Annotated in this window: 17 protein-coding genes; 12 read left to right on the top strand and 5 right to left on the bottom strand. The window is 65.5% G+C overall.

Translation table 11 applies throughout. The annotated features are described in order from the left end of the window. Nucleotides 1-5: 5 nt before the first annotated feature. The gene (btuB, locus tag QM612_RS08085; RefSeq protein ID WP_415253388.1) at nucleotides 6-1,871 is read left to right on the top strand and encodes a TonB-dependent vitamin B12 receptor; all 1,866 of its coding nucleotides are present in this window, start codon (nucleotides 6-8) and stop codon (nucleotides 1,869-1,871) included. Nucleotides 1,872-1,996: 125 nt separating this feature from the next. Here the strand turns inward: btuB and QM612_RS08080 are convergent, their stop codons facing one another. From QM612_RS08080 to QM612_RS08070, 3 genes are all read right to left on the bottom strand, one after another. Beyond that, nucleotides 1,997-3,538, bottom strand: coding sequence for a class I adenylate-forming enzyme family protein (locus tag QM612_RS08080; protein ID WP_415253387.1), 1,542 nt, complete (start codon nucleotides 3,536-3,538; stop codon nucleotides 1,997-1,999). A gap of 69 nt (nucleotides 3,539-3,607) precedes the next feature. After that, on the bottom strand, nucleotides 3,608-5,869 hold the full coding sequence (locus tag QM612_RS08075) for a TonB-dependent receptor (RefSeq protein WP_415253386.1): 2,262 nt from the start codon (nucleotides 5,867-5,869) through the stop codon (nucleotides 3,608-3,610). A 70-nt stretch (nucleotides 5,870-5,939) separates the two neighbouring features. Then, on the bottom strand, nucleotides 5,940-7,343 hold the full coding sequence (locus QM612_RS08070; protein WP_415253385.1) for a GntP family permease: 1,404 nt from the start codon (nucleotides 7,341-7,343) through the stop codon (nucleotides 5,940-5,942). 135 nt (nucleotides 7,344-7,478) lie between these two features. On the opposite strand from QM612_RS08070, the gene QM612_RS08065 reads away from it, so the two are divergent. From QM612_RS08065 to QM612_RS08055, 3 genes are read left to right on the top strand one after another with little or no spacing between them, the layout of a single operon-like run. Beyond that, nucleotides 7,479-8,378, top strand: coding sequence for an alpha/beta fold hydrolase (locus QM612_RS08065; RefSeq protein ID WP_415253384.1), 900 nt, complete (start codon nucleotides 7,479-7,481; stop codon nucleotides 8,376-8,378). Further along, the gene (locus QM612_RS08060) at nucleotides 8,375-8,857 is read left to right on the top strand and encodes a MaoC/PaaZ C-terminal domain-containing protein (RefSeq protein WP_415253383.1); all 483 of its coding nucleotides are present in this window, start codon (nucleotides 8,375-8,377) and stop codon (nucleotides 8,855-8,857) included. The genes QM612_RS08065 and QM612_RS08060 overlap by 4 nt, the downstream gene beginning before the upstream one ends. 52 nt (nucleotides 8,858-8,909) lie before the next feature. After that, complete coding sequence (locus QM612_RS08055; RefSeq protein ID WP_415253382.1) at nucleotides 8,910-12,221, top strand: PAS-domain containing protein; 3,312 nt, start codon at nucleotides 8,910-8,912, stop codon at nucleotides 12,219-12,221. A 12-nt stretch (nucleotides 12,222-12,233) separates the two neighbouring features. On the opposite strand, the gene QM612_RS08050 is transcribed toward QM612_RS08055, so the two are convergent. Together QM612_RS08050 and glmS are read right to left on the bottom strand one after the other, a co-directional pair. Continuing rightward, the gene (locus QM612_RS08050) at nucleotides 12,234-12,923 is read right to left on the bottom strand and encodes a response regulator (protein ID WP_415253381.1); all 690 of its coding nucleotides are present in this window, start codon (nucleotides 12,921-12,923) and stop codon (nucleotides 12,234-12,236) included. 10 nt (nucleotides 12,924-12,933) lie between these two features. Next, nucleotides 12,934-14,766 (bottom strand): glutamine--fructose-6-phosphate transaminase (isomerizing), encoded by a 1,833-nt coding sequence (glmS, locus tag QM612_RS08045; protein ID WP_415253380.1) that lies wholly within the window; start codon nucleotides 14,764-14,766, stop codon nucleotides 12,934-12,936. Between the two features lie 277 nt (nucleotides 14,767-15,043). Here glmS and QM612_RS08040 point away from each other — a divergent pair, with 277 nt between their 5' ends. The 8 genes from QM612_RS08040 to QM612_RS08005 form a co-directional block, all read left to right on the top strand. Next, entirely contained in the window at nucleotides 15,044-16,363 is a 1,320-nt protein-coding gene (locus QM612_RS08040; protein WP_415253379.1) for an efflux RND transporter periplasmic adaptor subunit, read from the top strand. A gap of 3 nt (nucleotides 16,364-16,366) precedes the next feature. Beyond that, nucleotides 16,367-16,579 carry a hypothetical protein gene (locus QM612_RS08035; RefSeq protein ID WP_415253378.1) on the top strand — a complete coding sequence of 71 codons (213 nt, stop codon included), beginning with the start codon at nucleotides 16,367-16,369 and terminating at the stop codon, nucleotides 16,577-16,579. A 23-nt stretch (nucleotides 16,580-16,602) separates the two neighbouring features. After that, complete coding sequence (locus QM612_RS08030; protein WP_415253377.1) at nucleotides 16,603-17,346, top strand: ABC transporter ATP-binding protein; 744 nt, start codon at nucleotides 16,603-16,605, stop codon at nucleotides 17,344-17,346. Nucleotides 17,347-17,442: 96 nt separating this feature from the next. Next, nucleotides 17,443-18,744: an ABC transporter permease gene (locus QM612_RS08025; protein ID WP_415253376.1), complete on the top strand. Its 1,302-nt coding sequence runs from the start codon at nucleotides 17,443-17,445 to the stop codon at nucleotides 18,742-18,744. A gap of 128 nt (nucleotides 18,745-18,872) precedes the next feature. After that, nucleotides 18,873-20,099: an ABC transporter permease gene (locus QM612_RS08020; protein WP_415253375.1), complete on the top strand. Its 1,227-nt coding sequence runs from the start codon at nucleotides 18,873-18,875 to the stop codon at nucleotides 20,097-20,099. 62 nt (nucleotides 20,100-20,161) lie between these two features. Next, complete coding sequence (locus QM612_RS08015; RefSeq protein WP_415253374.1) at nucleotides 20,162-20,383, top strand: type II toxin-antitoxin system Phd/YefM family antitoxin; 222 nt, start codon at nucleotides 20,162-20,164, stop codon at nucleotides 20,381-20,383. After that, complete coding sequence (locus QM612_RS08010) at nucleotides 20,380-20,778, top strand: type II toxin-antitoxin system VapC family toxin (protein WP_415253373.1); 399 nt, start codon at nucleotides 20,380-20,382, stop codon at nucleotides 20,776-20,778. The genes QM612_RS08015 and QM612_RS08010 overlap by 4 nt, the downstream gene beginning before the upstream one ends. A gap of 3 nt (nucleotides 20,779-20,781) precedes the next feature. Beyond that, nucleotides 20,782-21,748, top strand: a 967-nt coding sequence (locus QM612_RS08005) for a sigma-54-dependent transcriptional regulator (protein ID WP_415253372.1), incomplete at its 3' end; no start/stop codon positions are given.

Raw genomic sequence — 21,748 nt, 5'->3', positions numbered from 1 at the left:
GTTCGATGAAAGCCCGTTCCCTTCCGCTGCGCCGCAGCCTGCTGGCCCTTGCGCTGGCCGTTCCCGCCATCGCCACTGCGCAATCGCATGACGATGCCAAGACCCTCGACAACCTGATCGTCACCGGCACCCGTACCGAGGTGGCGCTGGAAGACAGCCTGGTGCCCGCGCAGGTCATCGACCGCGCCGAGATCGAGCGCAGCCAGGCGAACTCGCTGCAGGGCCTGCTGCGCGGTCGCGCCGGCATCAACCTGACCAACAGCGGCGGGCTTGGCAAGCAGACCTCGTTGTTCATGCGCGGCACCAACAGCGCACACACGCTGGTGCTGGTCGATGGCGTGCGCGTCAACACCGCCGACTTCGGCGCGGCGACGTTGCAGGACATCCCGCTGGCGCAGATCGAACGCATCGAAATCGTGCGCGGCCCGCAGTCCAGCCTGTACGGCGCGGATGCCATCGGCGGCGTGATCCAGATTTTCACCCGCCGCGACCACGGCGGCTTCAAGCCGCACGCCAGCCTTGGCGGTGGCAGCAACGGCCTGCGCGAAGCCGGTGCCGGTTTTGGCGGCGGCGGTGCGCACGGCTGGTTCGGTGCGGACTATGCCTACCAGCGCAGCGAAGGCATCAATGCCTGTCGCGGTTACTACGATCCCGCGACCTGGGCCGGCGCTGGCTGCTATGCCAATGAGCCGGATCGCGATGGTTATCACAACCGTTCGCTGAGCCTGCGCGGCGGCTACGCGCTGACCGATGCGCTGCGCGTGGACGCCTCGGCGCTGGCGATTGAAGGCGACAACGAATACGACGGCTACTACAACCAGTCTGAAATCCGTCAGCGCGTGTTGGGCGGCAAGCTGCGCTATGCGCCCAGCGAACGCTTCACCCTGGCCGTCGGCATCGGTCGCGCCGACAACGAATCCGACAACCGTGGCGCTTTCGCCACCGGCAGCGCGCAGACCCATCGCGACAGTGCTTCGGTGCAGGCCGATTTCGGCATCGCCACCGGCCACCTGCTGAGCGCAGGCATCGACTGGAGCGACGATTCGCTGGACGGCAGCAGCTCCGGTTACGCCGTGGAAGACCGCAGCAACACCGGCGTGTTCGCGCAGTATCAGGGCCGCTTCGGCAAGCAATCCCTGCAAGCCAGCCTGCGCAACGACGACAACGAACAGTTCGGCAACCACAGCACCGGCAGCCTCGTCTGGGGCATCAACTTCGGCGATGGCTTCAAGCTCACCGCCGGCTACGGCACAGCATTCAAGGCACCGACCTTCAGCGACCTCTACGATCCGTGGAGCGGCGTGCCGACCCTGCGCCCGGAAGAATCGCGCAGCGCCAACGTTGGTCTTGCGTGGCAGGGCGAAGGCTGGCGCTGGGGTCTGGACGCCTACCAGACGCGCATCGATGACCTGATTACCTACGATTCGACCACCTGGATGATGGCGCAGGTGGAAAAGGCACGGATCACCGGCGCGGAACTGACCGGCGGCATCGACCTTGCCGGCTGGGACCTCAGCGTGCAACTCAGCCACACCGATCCGCGCAACCGCACCGGTGGCAGCAGCCAGTACGACAACCTGCTGGCACGCCGCGCGCGCAACACCGGCCGCATCGACCTGCAACGCAGCTTCGGCACGTTCGACTTCGGCGCAACCCTCAACGGCGCGGGGTCGCGTTTCGACGATGCCGCCAACGCGGTGCGGCTTGGCGGCTACGCCACCTTCGACACGCGCCTGTCATGGCGCTTCGCCCCCGGCTGGACGCTGCAAGCCAACGTGGCGAACCTGTTCGACCGCGAATACGAAACCGTCGCCTGGTACAACCAGGCAGGCCGCGAATTCGCCCTGCGCCTGCGCTGGCAGCCGGAGTGACCCCGCAAGGGCAGGTCGCCATGAACCCGTAGGGGCAACCCCCCGTGGTTGCCCCAATCGCGTTTGCCAAAACGGTGTTTGCCGGACACAGGGCAGGCACGGGGGCCTGCCCCTACGGGAGCCACCTATTTGCCCCAGTACGGTGCGCGCAGTTCGCGCTTGAGCAGTTTGCCGTTGGCATTCCGGGGCAGTGCGTCGCGCCGTTCGATGGCGGACAGCCGCTGCTGTTTCCCGACCCGCGCGTTGGCCCAGTCGAGCAGTTCCCGTTCGTCGATGGTCGCGCCCTGCGCGAACACCACCAGCGCCAGCGGCGCTTCGCCCCAGCGTTCGCTGGGCACGCCGATCACCGCGCAGTCGCTGACCTGGCGATGCTGCATGAGCACTGCTTCAAGATCCGCCGGATAGAGGTTCTGGCCACCGCTGATGATGACGTCCTTCTTGCGGTCGGTGATAGTGAGGAAACCTTCGTCATCGAGCCGACCGATGTCACCGGTGCGCAGCCATGTGCGCCCCTGCCCGTCGATCCACCACGCCTCTGCGGTGGCCTGCGCATTGCGCCAGTAACCGGCCATGCTGAAGCGGGTGCGCATGACGATTTCGCCCTGCTCGCCCGGCGGCACCGGCACGTTGTCATCGCCAAGGATGCACAGGTCGCTGCCGGGAAGCGGCTTGCCAACCGAGGCCACGCGGCCTGCGGCCTGCTCGGGTGCCAGCGCGGTGAGCGCACCTTCGGTGGTGCCATAAAGCTCGATCACCGCGCCTGGGAAACGCTCCAGCAGCTCGTGCTTGATCCGCTCCGGCAGGGCCGAGCCGACACTCATCAGCGAACGCATGGACGAGGTGTCGCGCCGCGCGAAGTCCGGGTGTTCAAGCAGGCGCTGGTACTGCACCGGCACCATCGCGGTGTGCGTGGTGCGCTCGCGCTCGATGATTTCGAGGGTTTCTGCCGCGTCGAACTTTTCCGTCAGCACCAGCGTCCCGCCCACCAGCGTGGTACACAGCAAACTCGCCCAGGTGATGTTCGAATACAGGCCGGTGGCGACCAGCGTGCGCGCCGCGCTGTCATGGCGCAGCACCAGCGCGACATCATGCGCCCAGTCGATGCGGATGCCGTGCGTGTGGACGATGCCCTTGGGCTGTCCGGTGGTACCGGACGAATAGATGATGTTGCAAGGATCGTCCGCATCGACCGCCACGCACGGATCATGCGATGGCTGCGAATCCCGCCAGGAGGCGAGGACTTGCCATCCGGTCGGTGCTGCGTCGCGCGCGCCATCAAAGACCAGCAACCTGCATGCCCGCCGCACGTCGTCACCGATCCTCGCCACATGGTTCTGCGAAGCGAACACCGCCGCCACGCCGGCATCGGCCAGCAGGATGTTGACGGCCTCGTCGGCGATGCTGGTGTTCACCGGCACCACCACGGCACCGGCCTTCATCGCGCCGAACATCGCGCTCAGCATGTCGGCGCTGTTGTCCATGACCACGCCGATGCGCTCACCCTTGCCGCAGCCGGCGGCGATCAGGCCATTGGCAACGCGGTTGGCTTCTTCATTCAGGGCACGCCAGCTCAACGTGCGCCGTGCGGATACGAGCGCCGGCTTGCCCGCGAGCCAGCGCCCGTTGAGTGAAATGATGTCCGGAAAATACGGCTGGGCGCTGGGCATCGGACGTATCGGCAGTGCGTGCCATCGACCGGGCGGATGCAGGCATCCGCCCGGCGTGGCGAGTGCGGCCTAGTAGCGATAGGTGAACGTGGCCGTCCAGGTGCGCGGTGGCCCGTAGAACGCCACGATCGAGTTGTCGAACAAGGCACCGGGGAACACGTAGCCACCGATGCGGTAGGTCTCGTCACTGAGATTCCGCCCGGCCAGCCCGACCGACCACTTGCTGTTGGCCGATGTCCAGACCGCGTTGACATCCACCAGGGTGTAGCCGTTCTCGTCCAGCATCGCGTTCGGGGTTTCGAACATGTGATAGCTGCTGCGATGCGACAGCGAAGGCGTCAGCGCCAGCGTGCCGCCGAACGCCGGGACGCTCCAGGTCGCGCCGAGGTAACCGGTGAACTTCGGCGTGTTCTGGAACACCGCCGTGCTGGAGATATCGACATTGCTACCCGAGACCGCGTTGTAGGTGATGAACTCGTCGAAGCCGGCATGGACGTAACCCAGCGACGCGAAGACCCTGAAGCTCTTGCTCAGGTTGGCGGTGACTTCGAACTCCGCGCCGTAGATGGTCGAGGAGCCGGCGTTGTCCACGAGGCTGGCCACCGTGTTGGTGGCGGGCACCCACGCCTGGATGGTGACCTGCTGGTTGGTGTAGTCGGAATAGAACAGCGCCGAGCTGAAGTTCAGGCGACCTGCCAGCGCGGAGCCCTTGAGGCCAAGCTCATAGGTCTTCACCTTTTCCGGGTCGTAGCCGTCCACCGTGCTTGGCAGCGCGATCGCATCGCCACGCATGTCGAAACCGCCCGACTTGAAACCCTGGCTGTAGGAAGCGTAGCCGGTGAGTGCATCGGAGAAGTCGCGCGACAGGGAAATGCGCGGGGTGAACTGGCTGAAGTCCCGGGTGTTGGTATAGAGCGTGTTGACGAGGAACGGTGTTGCCGCTGCGCCGCCGAGCAGCGGCGTGCGCCTGGCCCCAAGGAAGGTCGCCCGGTGTACGTGACCGGTGCGCTCATCGCGCGTGTAGCGCGCACCCAGCGAAAAGCGGGTCTTGTCGTTGATGTCGATGCTCGCATCACCGAACAGCGCCCAGCTCTTCGTCTCCGTGTAGCCCACGGTGCCGATGGCAAACCCGCCAAGGCCAAGGATCGTGTCGAATCCGCCTTCGGCCCTGGCATCCAGATAATAGACACCGGCAACGCCTTGCACGCGCTCGCCCTCGTAGAGCATCTGGAACTCCTGCGTGAACTGCTCGTCGGCGTAGTAGCCGGGAATGTCGAGCGTGTTGGTCGGCGTCGAGTCGAAGTCGATGATGGTGTCGGGCGTCTCGCCTTCGCGCCTGGCGGTGATCGAGCGCAGGGTCACCGTGTCATTGAGCGTCCAGTCGATGCTGAGCGAAAGACCCTTCGTCTTCACCAGGTTGTCGTCGCCCGCACCGGCGCGGGTGTCATAGACATTGGGCAGGATGTCGGAACCGGGCATGGCACCTGCAACCAGGCGATGCCCATGACGCGCGTTGGAATCATCGTCGAGCTGGTCATAGGCCAGCCGGATGAACAGACTGTCGGTGGGCGTGAACTCCGCGCTGAAGCGGAACGCGGTGGTATCGCGGTTGTAGTGTTCGGCACCGGTGGTGAGGTTCTTGCCGTAGCCGTCGCGGGTGAAGCGGGCGATTGCGCCACCGATGGACAACGTGTCCGACAGCGGCACGGCAAAGCTGCCGACCGCATCCAGCTGGCCGTACGAACCCGCCGACAGCTTGCCCTCGAAGCGCGGCGTGCTGCCCAGGCGGCGGCTGACGTACTTGATCGCGCCGCCGATGGTATTGCGACCGTACAGCGTGCCCTGCGGGCCGCGCAGCACCTCGATGCGCTCGATGTCATAGACATCCAGCACCGCGCCCTGCGGGCGGGCGATATAGACATCGTCCACGTACAGGCCCACGCCCGGCTCGAAGCCCCACAGCGGATCCTGCTGGCCCACGCCGCGAATGAAGCTGATCAGGGTGGAGCTGGAGCCACGCGCCACCTGCACGGTTGCGTTCGGGGTCTGCTGTTGCAGCGCGGTGAGATCCTTTGCGCCGGTGTCTTCCAGACGCTCCCAGTCCAGCGCGCTCACGGCCACCGGCACTTCCTGCAGCAGTTCCTCGCGCCGGCGGGCGGTCACGACGACACGGTCAAGGTCGCTCACCTTCTCGCCTTCGGCAGCCGGCTTCTGCTGTTCCCCGGTAGCGGCCTGTTCGGTTGTCTTTTCCTGCGCCATGGCGGCACCTGCTGGCACCAGTGCCATGCCGATGCCGATGCAAAGGGCCGTTCTCAGCAATTTCGTACGCATGTTCCCCTCCCGTTGTCAGTGAATCGACCGATTGCTGCCACGCACGCTGCCCATCCCTGCGGCAGCGGCATCAGACCCAACCTGTCGCGTAGTACAGACCGATCACCACGAATACCGCGGATGTCTTGATGAGCGTGATCCCGAAGATGTCCTTGTAGCTCTGCCGATGGCTCAGGCCGGTCACGGCAAGCAGCGTGATGATCGCGCCGTTATGCGGCAGGCTGTCCATGCCACCGGAGGCCATCGCGGCAACGCGATGCAGCACCTCCATCGGGATGCCGGCAGCATGTGCATTGGCGACGAAGGTCTCGGCCATCGCCGCAAGCGCGATGCTCATGCCACCGGAGGCCGAACCGGTGATGCCGGCCAGCGCGGTCACGGTGATGGCTTCGTTGACCAGCGGATTCGGAATTGCACCAAGCCCGTTGGCGACGACGAGGAAACCCGGCAGCGCGGCGATCACCGCGCCAAAACCGTACTCGGATGCGGTATTGCCAGCCGCCAGCAGGGCACCGCCAACGGCGGTTCTCGACCCTTCGGCGAAGCTCGCCATCACCGGCTTCCACGCAAACGCAAGCACGGTGAGGATGCCGACCAGCAATGCGCCCATCACGGCCCAGATCGCAGTGATGCGCGCCACCTCCTGCACCACCGGCGCGGGGTTGCCGATCACCGCCGGCACGAACGAATGGCTTTCGCCATACACCTGTGGAATCCACCAGGTGAACGCGATGTTGCTGATGCCCACCAGCACCAGCGGCAATACCGCGATCAGGGGATGCTGCAACCGGTCACCGACGAAGGCAGCCGGCTCGTTCACCAGCACGGCATCGCCGGCATAGCCCTCTCCCCGGCGCTTCGCCACGCGGCAGCGCCACTCCAGATAGAACATGCCGACGATCAGGATGAACACGCCACCGAGCGTGCCCAGCACCGGCGCGGCCCAGGTGTTGGTGCCGAAGAAGGTGGTCGGGATGATGTTCTGGATCTGCGGCGTGCCCGGCAAGGCATCCATCGTGAACGTGCATCCACCCAGCACGATGGTTGCGGGAATCAGGCGCTTGGGGATGTCGCCCTGACGGAACAGTTCCGCCGCGAACGGATAGACGGCGAACACCACCACGAACAGCGACACCCCGCCATAGGTCAGCACCGCGCACACTGCCACCAGCGCCAGGATCACCCGCTGCGGGCCGACCACGCGGATGGTGGCGGTCACTATCGACCTGGAAAAGCCGGAGATCTCGATCAGCTTGCCGAACACCGCACCAAGCACGAACACCGGGAAGTACAGCTTCAGGAAGCCGACCATCTTGTCCATGAACAAGCCGGTGAACATCGGCGCGACAAGCTGCGGATCGGTCAGCAGCACCGCGCCTAGCGCGGCGATCGGCGCGAACAGAATCACGCTGTAGCCGCGATAGGCCACGAACATCAGGAAGGCCAGCGCAGCCAGGACAATGAGCAGGGACATGCTTCGCGCACCGGAAAGACAGGGCGACCATAGCCCTGCCGGCGCGCCGCGCCGACTGTACCTAGGTCCACTCGTTCCAGCGCCGGGCTGGTTCTAGTTTTCCCGAAGATCGGGATACGGCACGGGCAACGCAGCATGACGTCGAATGCCACGCAAGAAGATGTGTACTGGCACAGCCGTGACGGGCTGCGCCTGCACGCAAGGCGCTACCCGCCCGCCACGGGGGGCGATCCCGGCAGGCGTGGCACCGTCGTCTGCATTCCCGGACTGACCCGCAATGCTGCGGACTTCGACCTGCCGGCGCGCATGATGGCCAGCGCCGGCTGGCAGGTATTCGCCGTGGACCTGCGCGGGCGCGCCGGTTCGCAGCGCGCGCCCAACCCGCGCAGCTACAACCCGCGCACCTATGCCGACGACGTGGCGGGGCTGCTGGAAAGCCGCAGCATTCCCTCCGCCGTCTTCGTGGGCACGTCGCTCGGCGTACTGGTCACGATGACGCTTGCCGTGCGCAAGCCTGCGCTGGTCGCAGGCGCCATCCTCAACGACGCCGGCCCGGAAGTACCGCGCGAGGCGCTGGACAGGATCGGGCGCTATGCCGGCAAGCCTGTGCCACCGATGGATCATGAAGCGGCAGCCCGTTACGTGGAATCGATTGGCCGCACATCGTTCCCCGGATACGGGCCGGACGACTGGCGGGCGATGGCCCGGCGCATGTTCCGCGAACGCGACGACGGCCTGCTGGAACTGGATTACGACCCGGCCATCGTCCGCACGGTGAACCCGTGGGTGCTGCGTTTGATGCGCCCGCTGCTGTGGCGCGCCTGGCGCAAGCTGGGGCATCGGCGTCCGTTGCTCGTGCTGCGCGGCGCACTGTCGGACGTGCTCGCCGCCGACACCGCACGACGCATGGTGGACGTGGCCGACGATGCCCGTCTGGTGGAAGTGCCGGGCGTGGGCCACGCACCGATGCTGACCGAGCCGGAAGCATGTGCAGCCATCGCCGCCTTTCTCGCGCGCATGCCGTCATTGGCATGACCACCGATACGCCGTTGCCACCTGCCATCGCAAGGCTGCGCGCGTGGGCAGCCAACGAACGGCTGGGCGATGCACGGCACCTGACGCAGCAGCGCATCGACACCTTCGCCAACGCGACCGACGACCACAACTGGCTGCACGTGGATGAGAAGCGCGCGGCGCGTGAGGTTCCCGGTGGCCGCACGATCGCGCACGGCTACCTGCTGCTCGCGCTCACGGCGGCGGATGATGTCGCCGCGATGGTGGACCTGCCCGGCGTGGCGCGCCTGATCAACTACGGCCTGAACAAGGTCAGGTTCCTGATGCCGGCACCCAGCGGTGCCACCGTCCGCGTGCGTTCACGCCTGCTCGCGTTGTCACAGAAGGAACCCGGTCGCTGGCTGATGACACAGCACAAGCAGGTGGAACTGCCAACGCACGAGGTCATCGCCATTGCCGAACAACTGACCCTGATCGAGTTGTCCACACCGACCGGATGACACCGCAGGTTGCAGCCGAAGCACGTCATCCTGTCGCTACACTGGATCGATGATGAGCGCCCCCATCGTGCTGGCTGCCTGCGTGCTCTGGACGGCAATGCTGTTCGGCATCGCGTCCTGGGGCGAGCGCAGCCGCCACGACTTCTCGCGCGTCTGGCCGGTGGTTTTCGCCCTGTCGCTGGGCGTGCACTGCACCGCCTGGACCTACTACGGGCTTGCGGCACAAGGGCTGCAGGGTTTCATCATTCCACCCACATTGCTCGGCATGGCGCTGGTTTCACTGCTGTGCGTCCCGTTCCTGCGCCGCCTCGCCGAACTGGTACGGGAACACCACAGCGCAACCATCGCCGATCTGGTGGTTGCCAGGCTTGGCACCAATCGCTTACTGGGCGCGGCGATCACGCTGGTGGCGCTGGTTGGCATCGTGCCGTACATCGCCCTGCAGTTGCGGGCGGTTGCACAGGGACTTGGGCCACTGCTGGAAACGGTACACGTTGCCCCTGGCGGTTCCGGGATGTCGGCGTTCGTCGCTGCCGCGATGACGGCGTTCACATGGCTGTTCGGCGCGCGGCACGCCTCGGCCACCGAGCACAACCGTGGCATCGTGCTGGCGCTGGCGTTCGAATCCCTTGTCAAACTCGCCGCCCTGCTTGCGGTGGGCATCTACGCAATGGTCGCGCTGCACCGCACCGGCACGGACATCGGCGCGCAGGTCACCGCCCTCGTCGCCAGCGTGCAGACGCCCGATTATCTGGCGATGGTGGGCCTTGGCGCGCTGGCCGCCTTCACCCTTCCGCACCAGTTCCATGTCGGCATCGTGGAACTGCGTGACACCACGCACCTGAAGACGGCCCGCTGGCTGTTCCCGCTCTACCTGCTGCTGATCGGCTTGCTCGTCCTGCCGCTGGCACTGGCCGGCAGCCAGTTGCTGGGGGCATCGGTGCAACCGGATCTGTATGTGGTGACCCTGCCGCTGGCGGGCGGCAACCCGGCGCTGGCCCTGATCGCCTACGTCGGCGGACTCAGCGCCGCGACCGGGATGATGATCCTGTCGGCGCTGACACTGTCGATCATGATCGGCAACCACTGGTTCGGCGACCGCGTGGTGCGCGGGGCAAGCAGCGCAAGTACCGACGCATCCCCTGATCTGCGGCCGCGCGTACTCGCCTTCCGGCGGATCGGAATCGTCGGAGTCTTCGCCATGGCGTGGCTCTACAGTGGCGCAATGGCCGGCGTCGAAGCGCTGTCCGACTTCGGGCTGATTTCGTTCACCGCACTGGCACAGTTGGCCCCGGCGATGTGGTTTGCCGTTTATCGCCCGCACGTCACGCCAACGGCGATCCTGTCGGGACTGGCAGCAGGCACGGTGGCCTGGTTGCTTCTGGTCATGACGCCGATGTCCCTGTCCGACGCCGGCTGGCCGTTCACCGATGCACTCCCGGTGCCCGCCGGATGGCGCATCGCAGTGGGCATGGGCGGAAGTCTGGCGATGAACCTGCTGGCGGTGCTGGCCACTTCGGGACTGGCAAGCGCACGCAGCCGCGCCGCGTCGAGTGGCGTCGAGGCCGATGTTTTGCGCCAGGTGGCGGCAAGCTTCCTCAGCCCGCAACGCATCCGTGCGCTGCTTGGCGAACCTGGCCGAAACGCGGTGCTGCTGGAGCAGGCTGAGGTCACGCGCGTCGAGCGCGAGCTGACCGCCGTCATCGGTGCCGGCATGGCGCGGCTGCTGATCGAATCCGCACGTCGCGGCACATCGCCACCGATCGAGTCGATGCGCACCGCAGTCGGCGAGGCAGCGCAGGCATTGCGCTTCAACCAGCAACTGCTGGAAGCGGCCCTGGAGAACATGAGCCAGGGAATCAGCGTGGTCGATGCCGAATTGCGTCTGGTCGCCTGGAACCGCCGCTACGAGGACATGTTCGGGTTCCCGCGCGATTTGCTGCAGGTCGGTCGCCCAATCGCCGACCTGACGCGCTGGGCGCTGCAACGCATGCCGGCGCAGCACGACCTCGCCACCGCGCTTTCCAGACGCATCGAGTTCATGCGGCAAGGCACGCAGCATCTGTCCGAGCGCGTGTTCCCCGACGGCGCGACCATCGAGATCCGGGGCAACCCGATGCCCGGCGGCGGTTACGTCGCCACGTTCACGGACGTGACCGCATTCCGCACTGCCGAAAGCGAACTGCGCCGCAGCAATGAAACCCTTGAGCGGCGCGTGGACGAGCGCACGGCGCTGATGGCGCACGCGCTGCACGAAGCAGAACGTGCAAACGCGGCCAAGACCCGGTTCCTGACGGCAGTCGGCCACGATCTGGTCCAGCCACTGCATGCCGCGCAACTGCTGACCGATGCAATGTCGCAACACGTTTCATCAGGGTTCCTGCAGGACTATCTGGACCAGATTCGCGGGGCGCTCGGTTCGACCGATGGCCTGCTGTCCGATCTTCTTGACATCTCCAAGCTGGAAGCAGGCGGCATGGTCGCCATGCCACGGGCCTTCGCGCTTTCGGACGTGCTGGAACCGCTGGCGCGCGAGTTCTCCGTATTGGCCGCAGCCAAGGGCCTGCGCCTGCGCGCAGTGCCCACGTCCTTGTGGGTCACCAGCGACCCGCAACTGTTGCGCCGGATCCTGCAGAACTTCCTTGCCAATGCCGTGCGCTACACGCAGCACGGCGGCGTGCTGCTGGGCGTGCGCCGCCGTGGCGCGCGCGTGCGCATCGACGTGTACGACACCGGCCCCGGTATTCCATCCGGGCAGGCAACCGCCATCTTCGAGGAGTTTCGGCGCGGGGAAGGCACGACCGGGCCCGGCCTGGGGCTGGGATTGGCGATTGCCGAACGCCTGTCCGAACTGCTGGAGACACGGCCTTCGCTCAAAAGCCGGGTCGGGCATGGCTCGGTGTTTTCGGTCGAAATCCCGCTTGCACCGGCACCGGAACGCACCGCACCCACGGTGCGCCCGATGGTGAGCGGCGCGATTGCCGGCACGCGCATACTGCTGGTGGACAACGACGCGGATGCACTGGCCGCAGTGGAGCGCGTACTCGCCTCGTGGGGCTGCGAAGTGCAGGCCCTGCGCGACGGGCACGACCAGAAGATCGATGCAGCAGCGGCGAACGCAGACCTGTGGCTGTTCGACTACCACCTCGATGCCGGCGATACCGGCGTGCAGTTGTGGTCACGGCTGTCGGCGCGTCACCGCCAGCGCCCGACGATCATCGTCAGCGCCGATGCCTCCGCACAAACGCAGCACGCGGTACGCGAAGCCGGGCTGTCATTGCTGGCAAAACCGTTCAAGCCACTGGCGCTGCGCTGGGCGATCAACCACCTGCTGGCCACGCCACATCCCAGGACCGACAACTGACCAGCCGCCGCATCATCCGGACGAAGGCGCATCCCCATCGCCCATGCCGATGATGCGCGCAGGCTCGCTGATCCCGAACTCGTGCAGCACCCGGATTGCCTGCGTGCGATTGCGCACGCCAAGCCGTTCCATGATGTGGGTCATGTGCGCCTTGACCGTCCGCAACTGGATGCCCATCCGATCCGCGATCTGCTTGTTGAGCAGGCCCTGCGCCACCAGATCCAGCACCTTGTACTGCTGCGGCGTGAGGCTTGCCAGACGGTCGGCAAGCAGTGCATCACCCGGACATCCGGGCGCACCCGCCACGGCGGCGCGCAGTCCCGGCGGAAGCCACGGCTCGCCTTCCAGCACCGTCTGCAATGCCTCGCGCAGATCCGCCACGCCGGAACTCTTGGGCAGATAGCCCGCGGCACCAAGGTCGAACGCCCTGCGCACGACCGAGAGCTCCTCGTTAGCCGAAACAATGATGATCGCCAGCCCCGGCTTCGCCGCACGGATCGCGGCCAGCCCGGCCAGCCCGTGGTTTCCCGGCATGTTGAGATCCAGCAACAGCAGGTCGATCTCCTGCTGCTCGATCATCTCCATCACGCCGTAGAACGCATCCGTCTCGATGATCTGCAGATCGTCCACCGCGTCGATGGCCGCGCGATGCAGTGCAGCGCGAAACAGCGGGTGATCGTCGGCGATCAGGAGCGAAGGCATGCGCGCGCGACTACTCCACCGTCACCGACTTCGCCAGGTTGCGCGGCTTGTCCACGTCCGTCCCGCGCGCCAGTGCGGCGTGGTAGGCCAGCAGTTGCACGGGGATGGCATGCACGATCGGCGACAGGATACCGACGTGGCGAGGAGTGCGGATCACATGCACTGCTTCGGATTCGCCGAAGTGGCTGTCGGCGTCGGCAAACACGAACATCTCGCCGCCGCGCGCGCGCACTTCCTGGATGTTGGACTTCACCTTTTCCAGCAGCGTGTCGTTGGGCGCGATGACAACCACCGGCATGTCGGTGTCCACCAGTGCAAGCGGGCCGTGCTTGAGTTCGCCGGCGGGGTAGGCCTCGGCATGGATGTAGGAGATTTCCTTGAGCTTGAGCGCGCCTTCCAGTGCGATGGGGTAGTGCATGCCGCGCCCGAGGAACAGCGCGTGTTGCTTCGGCGCGAAACGCTCGGCCCATGACGCAACCTGTGGCTCCAGGTTGAGTGCGTGCTGCACGCTGCCGGGCAGGTGGCGCAGGTCGTCGATGAAGGCGGCTTCGCTTGCGGCATCCAGCCTGCCTTTCAACTTCGCCAGCACGCCGGTGAGCGCAAACAACGCAACCAGTTGCGTGGTGAAGGCCTTGGTCGAAGCCACGCCGATTTCGGCACCGGCGCGCGTGTAGAACACCAGCGCGCTGGCACGTGGAATCGCGCTTTCCGGCACGTTGCAGATCGACAGCGTCTTCTGCTGGCCCTGTGCCTTCGCGTATTTCAGCGCTTCCATCGTGTCCAGCGTTTCGCCGGACTGCGAGATGGTGACGACCAGTTGCTTCGGATTGGCGACCACCTTGCGATAGCGGTATTCGCTGGCGATATCGACCGCGCAGGGAATGCCGACGATGTCCTCGATCCAGTAGCGCGCGGTCAGCCCGGCGTAATAGCTGGTGCCGCAGGCAAGGATCTGCACGGATTCCACATCGGCCAACACCTGCGCTGCGTCCTTGCCGAACAGCGCAGGATCGAAGCCGCCGGCATCGACGATGCCTTCGATGGTGTCGCCGATGGCGCGCGGCTGCTCGTGGATTTCCTTCTGCATGAAGTGGCGATACGGGCCGAGTTCCAGCGAGGCCAGCGACACGTCGGACACATGCACCTCGCGCGTCACCGGCGCGTCGTTGCCGTCGAACACGCGCACGCTGTCGCAGGTGAGTTCGGCGGTGTCGCCTTCTTCGAGGAAGATCACCCGCCGCGTTGCCGAGACAATCGCGGACACGTCCGAGGCGACGAAGTTCTCGCCCTCGCCCAGCCCGACCAGCAGCGGGCAGCCCATGCGCGCGGCGACGAGCGTGGAGGGGTCGCGCTTGTCGATCACCGCCAGCGCATACGCGCCTTCCAGTTCCTTCACCGCCTTCTGCAATGCGCCAAGCAGGGTTTCGCCCTGCGCGCGGTAATGGTGGATCAGGTGGGCGACGACTTCGGTATCGGTCTGCGAAGTGAACTCGTAGCCCAGCGCGCGCAGGCGTTCGCGCTGCGCTTCGTGGTTCTCGATGATGCCGTTGTGTACCAGCGCCAGTTCGCCGTGGCTGATGTGCGGATGCGCGTTGAGTTCGGTCACGCCGCCATGGGTGGCCCAGCGGGTATGGCCGATGCCGAGGCTGGCGTCGAAGCCTTCGGCAACCGCCGCCGATTCCATTTCCGCCACGCGGCCCGTGCGGCGCACGCGGCGCACTTCGTCCGCGCTGACCACGGCGATGCCCGCCGAATCGTAGCCCCGGTATTCCAGCCGCTTGAGGCCTTCGACCAGCAGCGGGACGACATCACGATTGGCGATTGCGCCGACAATTCCGCACATGTGCGATGGGCCTTCGGGGAAAACGCCATTTTAGCCATCGCCAACACATTCTTCCGACCGTCATTCCGGCGAAAGCCGGCCGCTTCTGACAAACGAATGTTTGTCCAATCCAGCTCTTGTAAAGCAAGCAAAGGCTGGATTCCGGCTTTCGCCGGAATGACAGGGTCTTGCCCGTCCGCGCGGACGGTGACCGCGTCCGGACGGACACCCGGACGCGAAATTATTCCCTTCCAAATCAACAAGTTGAAATTGGCATGCTTGTTGCAATAGTCAGGGCATGGACAAGCACACGCCCGAATCCCGCATGGACACCCGCAGCCGCATCCGCGACACCGCAGGGCAGGATCAGGTGCTGGCGGCATCGCCGCAGCGTCGCCGCCGGCAGTGGCTGATCGGTGGCGTTGCCGGCGCGATGGTGCTGGCGCTGGCCGCGTGGGTCGCAAGTGGTTGGTTGGGCGGCGCGCGTTCCTTCGATGCCGCACGCCTGCGCATTGCCGAGGTGAAGCGCGGCGATCTGGTGCGCGACCTCAGCGCCGAGGGCCGCGTCATCGCCGCCAACAGCCCCACGCTGTATGCCATCGCCGCCGGCATCGTGGAATTGAAAGTCGTGGCCGGCGACAAGGTGGCGAAGGATCAGGAACTGGCCGTCATCGACAGCCCGGAACTGCGCAGCAAGCTGGTGCAGGAGGAATCCACCCTTGCCAGTCTGGAAGCGGAAGCCAGCCGCGCGCTGCTGGATGCGCAGATCGCACGCGCCAACGCGCAGCGTGCGCTGGATCAGGCGCAGATCGAACGCACTGCCGCGCTGCGCGACCTGGAACGCTACCAGCGCGCCTACGAAGGCGGCGCGGTGCCGCAGAACGATCTTGCCCGCGCACAGGACATGATGAAGAAGGCGGACATCGGCCTTGCCGCCGCGCGCAAGGATTACCAGTTGCAAAGCAGTGGCGCGGGCCTTGATGCGCGCAACAAGCAATTGCAGGCACAGCGCCAGCGCGCGGTGGTGGACGAAGCGCGCCGGCAGGTCGAGGCGCTGACCGTGCGCGCGCCGTTCGATGGGCAGGTCGGTCAGGTGCAGGTGCCGCAGGGCACCAGCGTGACCACCAACGGGCCGGTGTTGAGCGTGGTGGACCTGAGCCGCTTCGAAGTGGAAATCAAGGTGCCGGAAAGCTTCGCACGCGATCTTGGCATCGGCATGCCGGCGCAGATCGTGTCCAACAACGCGCAGTACGCGGGCGAGATCGCCGCTGTTTCACCCGAAGTGGTGAATGGCGAAGTCACCGCGCGGGTGCGCTTTGCCGATGGCAAGCAGCCGCCCGGCCTGCGCCAGAACCAGCGGCTGAGCGTTCGCATCGTGATGGACACCCGCAAGAACGTGCTGATGGTGGAGCGCGGCCCGTTCATTGAACAGGACGGTGGGCGCTTTGCCTGGGTGGTGGATGGCGGCACGGCCACGCGCCGCCCGATCCAGACCGGCGCGGCCAGCCTGTCCGCCGTGGAAATCGTCTCGGGCCTGCAGGCCGGCGAACGCATCGTCGTCTCGGGCACCGATCAATTCGACAACAACGCGGACCGCGTCCGCATCTCGGGAAATTAAGCCATGAACGCCTCCGTCTCGCTTCCTTCGCAATTCCACTGGACGCCGCAACAACTCGCCCATGCGGTGCCGCTGCGTCTCAGCGAAATGTTCGATTTCGATGCCGCACGCGCATGCGCTATGCCTGCCGCTGCAAACGCAGCGCACCCACGCACACGCATCGCCAGCGGCTATCTGTCCAGCGCCGCACTGCCCGTGCGTTTCCGCATCTTCTGAACAACAGGACAAAGGAACCCGCCATGCTCGACATGCGCCAAGTCACCAAGGTCTATCGCACCGAACTGGTTGAAACGCACGCGCTGCGCTCGCTCGACCTGCACGTTGGCGAGGGCGAGTTCGTCGCCGTCACCGGGCCGTCCGGCTCGGGAAAGACCACCTTCCTCAACATCGCGGGCCTGCTGGAAACCTTTACCGGCGGCGAATACCGGCTGGACGGCGTGGACGTGAAGGGCCTGTCCGACGATGCGCGCAGCAAGCTGCGCAACCAGAAGATCGGCTTCATCTTCCAGAGCTTCAACCTGATTCCCGACCTCAACCTGTTCGACAACTGCGACGTGCCGCTGCGTTATCGCGGCATGCCGGCAGCGGAGCGCAAGCTGCGCATCGAGGATGCACTGGGCATGGTCGGCCTTGGCTCGCGCATCAAGCACTACCCGGCGGAACTGTCCGGCGGGCAGCAGCAGCGTGCGGCCATTGCGCGCGCGCTTGCGGGTAGCCCGCGCCTGCTGCTGGCGGACGAACCGACCGGCAATCTCGACAGCCAGATGGCGCGCAGCGTGATGGAACTGCTGGAAGACATCAACCAGCAAGGCACCACGATTGTCATGGTCACCCACGACCCGGAACTGGCCGCGCGCGCACAACGCAACGTGCATATCGTCGATGGCATGGCGACGGATTTGTCGATGGCAGCAACCATCACACATGCGCTGCGTGCGCAGGCTGAACATGCCCATCTCCCCGTGGGAGATGGGTTGGGGTGAGGGTGCGGAGCACCTCGCGCTCCATTGCTCCCCGAACCCTCATCCGGCGCTGCGCGCCACCTTCTCCCGGAGGGAGAAGGAAACAAGGAACCCGACATGTTTGGTTACTACTTCAACCTCGCCCTGCGCAGCTTCAAGCGCAACAAGGTCCTCACCGCGCTGATGGTGCTTGCCATCGCGCTTGGCATCGGCGCGGCAATGACCACGCTGACCGTGTTCAAGGTGCTCTCGGGTGATCCCATCCCGGACAAGAGCGAGCGCCTGTTCTACGTGCAGCTTGATCCCGAATCCATGCACGGCTATCGCCCCGGCGAGGAGCCATCGGTGCAGATGACCCGCTTCGATTCGGAAACGCTGTTGCAGCAAAAGCGCGGCCTGCGCCAGACCGTGACCGCAGGCGGCAGCGTGGTGATCTCGCCCGACAAGCCCGGCGCTTCCCCGCAACTGGTGGATGCGCGCTACGCCTCCGCCGACTTCTTCCCGATGTTCGACGTACCGCTGCACTATGGCCGCGGCTGGACGGCAAGCGAAGACGATGCCAAGGCGCGGGTGGCGGTCATCAGCAAGCAGCTCAACGACAAGGAGTTCGGCGGCACCGACAGCACCGGCAAGACCATTCGCATCGACGGCAACGACTTCCGCATCGTCGGCGTGCTCGACGCCTGGCGACTGGTGCCGAAGTTCTACGACCTCTACACCGACAACTTCGACGCCGCCGAAAGCGTGTTCCTGCCGTTCTCCACCTCGCGCGAGCTGAAGATGGCCACGCAGGGCAACATGAATTGCTGGGACGATGCCGGCAGCGACTTCCACGCGCTCAACGCGCCCTGCGTCTGGACGCAGTATTGGGTTGAACTGGATTCGCCCGCCAAGGCCAGCGAATACCGCAACTACCTGAGCAACTACTCCGACCAGCAACGCACCGCCGGCCGCTTCCAGCGCCCCACCAACGTGCGCCTGCGCAACGTGGTGGAGCTGCTGGAGTTCCACAAGATCGTGCCCGGCGACGTGCGCCTGCAACTGTGGCTGGCGCTGGGTTTCCTGCTGGTGTGCCTGGTCAACACGGTGGGCCTGCTGCTTGCCAAGTTCCTGCGGCGCAGCGGCGAAATCGGCGTGCGCCGCGCACTGGGCGCGTCGCGCGCGGAAATCTTCAAGCAATGCCTGATCGAAGCCGGCACGGTGGGACTGGCCGGCGGCGTGCTGGGCCTGTTGCTTGCCCTGCTGGGCCTGTGGGCGGTGCGGCAGCAACCGGCCAGCTATGCCTCGCTTGCCCATCTGGATGGCCCGATGCTGCTGACCACCTTCCTGCTGGCCCTGCTCGCCAGCCTGCTGGCCGGCCTGCTGCCGGCGTGGCGGGCGATGCAGATCACGCCGGCAGTGCAGTTGAAGACGCAATGAACCTACATCCGTCATTCCCGCGAAGGCGGGAATCCATGGACGTTGCTTTCGCAATTGTCTGAAAACAGAAGAAAAGTCCTTGGATTCCCGCCTTCGCGGGAATGACGAGCAAAAAACGGAGCACGCTAATGGAAATCCGCCCCATCCTCTCCACCCTGATGCGCCACAAGGTCGCTGCCGCGCTGATCGTGCTGGAGATCGCGCTGAGCTGCGCCATCGTCTGCAATGCGCTGTTCCTGATCGCCGAACGCATTGACCGCATGCACAAGCCCAGCGGCGTCGCCGAAAACGAACTGGTGCGCATCCAGGCCGCCAGCCTGCGCCAGTTGTCCGGTGACGACGACATCAACAAGTCGGTCAGCCTTGAATATCTGGACACGCTGCGCAAGGTGCCCGGCGTGACCCAGGCCACGCTTGCCAACCAGATCCCGTTTGGCGGCTCCAGCAACAACAGCAGCGTGAACCTGACGCCCAACCAGCAGCAGAGCACCCTCAACGCCGCCATCTACATGGATGGCGGTGGCCTGCTGAAGACCTTCGGCCTGCGGCTGGTCTCCGGTCGCGATTTCACCGCCGACGAGTACCAGGACCTGGCGGTGCTGCAGAAGGCCGGCGACAAGGCGCACATCCCGGCCGCCATCATCAACCGCGCGATGGCCGAAAAGATGTTCCCCGGCGAGAACGCGGTGGGCAAGGTGTTCTACAGCTTCACCGACACGCCCATCCGGGTGGTCGGCATGGTCGAGGAATTGGCCCGCCCCAACAGCTTCGACCTTGGCCAGTACACGATGATCTTCCCGCTGCGCAATTTCCAGGCGGGCCAGAATTACATCCTGCGCACCGAACCTGGCCGCCGCGCCGAAGTGCTGAAGGCAGCAGTGGACGCGCTGAAGCGCACCGACCCCAACCTGCTGGTGGTCAATCAGGACACCCTTGGCGAAATCCGCGCGAACTACTTCGAGAACGACCGCGCGATGGCGTGGATGCTGGTGGTGGTGATCGTGGCGCTGCTGCTGGTCACCGCGCTGGGCATCGTCGGCCTTGCCAGCTTCTGGGTGCAGCAGCGCACCAAGCAGATCGGCATCCGCCGCGCGCTGGGCGCGACCCGTGCGCAGATCCTGCGCTACTTCCAGACCGAGAACTTCCTGCTTGCCAGCGCCGGCATCACGCTGGGCATGCTGCTGGCCTACGCCATCAACCAGTTGTTGATGGCGAAGTACGAACTGCCGCGCCTGCCCCTGTACTACCTGCCCATCGGCGCGGGGGTGTTGTGGCTGCTCGGCCAGATCGCGGTGTACGGCCCGGCACGGCGCGCGGCCTTGGTGCCGCCGGCCATCGCAACGCGTACTGCCTGAGCATTGCCCTGTGCTAATATGACTATAGTCATATGACCATGGTTGACCCTATGGAAACCCAGGTGTCCAAATCGCAATTCAAGGCCAAGGCATTGGAGTATTTCCGCCAGGTGGAAACTGACGGCAGGCCGGTGATCGTCACCGACCACGGCGAACCGACGGTGGAAATCCGCGCCTACCAACCGCGCAAGCACGATCCGCTGGATGCGCTTCGCGGTTCGCTGCTGCGTTTCGACGCGCCAACCGAGCCTGTGGGTGCGGACGATTGGGATGCGCTGCAATGATCGTGCTGGATACCCACACGCTGCTGTGGTGGGCCAGCGGTGCCACCGACCAGCTATCGCCTGTGGCGCTCGAAGTCATTGAGGCCGAACTGGACGGCGGCAGGATCGTGGTGTCGTCGATCAGTGCCTGGGAAATCGCGATGCTGGTGGCACGCGGGCGCGTGGCGCTGTCCATCGACACCGAGGAATGGCTGACACTGGCAGGTCACATCGAAGCGGTGGCGTTCATGCCGGTGGACAACGAGATTGCAGTGAAAAGCATCGAATTGCCCGGCGACTTCCACAAGGATCCCGCCGACCGCTTCATCGTGGCCACCGCACGCAAACTGGGCGCACCGCTGGTGACGGCGGACGAAAAAATCCGCGCCTATCCGCACGTCCGCACAGTCTGGTAGCCCATGCCCACCGTCCTCGTCATCGACGACAACCCTTCCGTCGGCACCGCGCTGGACGTGCTGTTCTCGCTGCACGAGATCCGCACCGTGTTTGCGCCATCGCCGCAGGAAGGGCTGAACCTGCTTGCGCGCGAGGCTGTTGATCTGGTGGTGCAGGACATGAACTTCGAAGCCGATACCACCTCCGGCGATGAGGGCGTGGCGCTGTTCCACCGCATCCGCGCATGCAAACCTGACATGCCGGTGATCCTGCTGACCGCATGGACGCATCTGGAAGCTGCGGTGGAACTGGTCAAGGCCGGCGCGGCGGATTACCTGGCCAAGCCGTGGGACGACCGCAAGCTGGTCGCCACCGTCAACAACCTGCTGGAACTGGGCGAGGCAAGGCGCGAACTGGCAAGCACGCATGCGGGCGAACGCAAGCGCCGCGACGCGCTGCTGCGCGACTTCGACCTGCGCGGCATCGTCTATGCCGACCCGGCAAGCGAAGCCGCGCTGACGCTTGCATGCCAGGTTGCGCGTTCCGACATCCCGGTACTCATCACCGGCCCGAACGGCGCGGGCAAGGAACGCTACGCCGAGATCATCCACTTCAATTCACCGGTGGCGCGCGGCCCGTTCGTTGCACTCAACTGCGGCGCATTGCCGGCGGAATTGATCGAAGCCGAACTGTTCGGCGCGGAAGCCGGCGCCTACACCGGCGCTTCCAGGCCGCGCGAAGGCAAGTTCGAAGCCGCAGACGGCGGCACCTTGTTCCTCGACGAAATCGGCACGCTGCCACTGGCCGGGCAGGTGAAGCTGCTGCGCGTGCTAGAAACCGGCCGCTTCCAGCGGCTGGGCGGCAACCGCGAGCGCAGCGTGAAGGTGCGCATCGTCAGCGCCACCAATGCCGATCTACCCGCGTTGATTGCCGAAGGCCGCTTCCGCGAGGATTTGTTCTATCGCCTCAACGGCATCGAACTGCGGTTAG

This window comes from Thermomonas sp. (genome assembly GCF_047606765.1).
Classification (GTDB): domain Bacteria; phylum Pseudomonadota; class Gammaproteobacteria; order Xanthomonadales; family Xanthomonadaceae; genus Thermomonas.
Note: the sequence above shows the minus strand (reverse complement) of the source record. Positions and strands in the feature narration are given on the sequence as shown.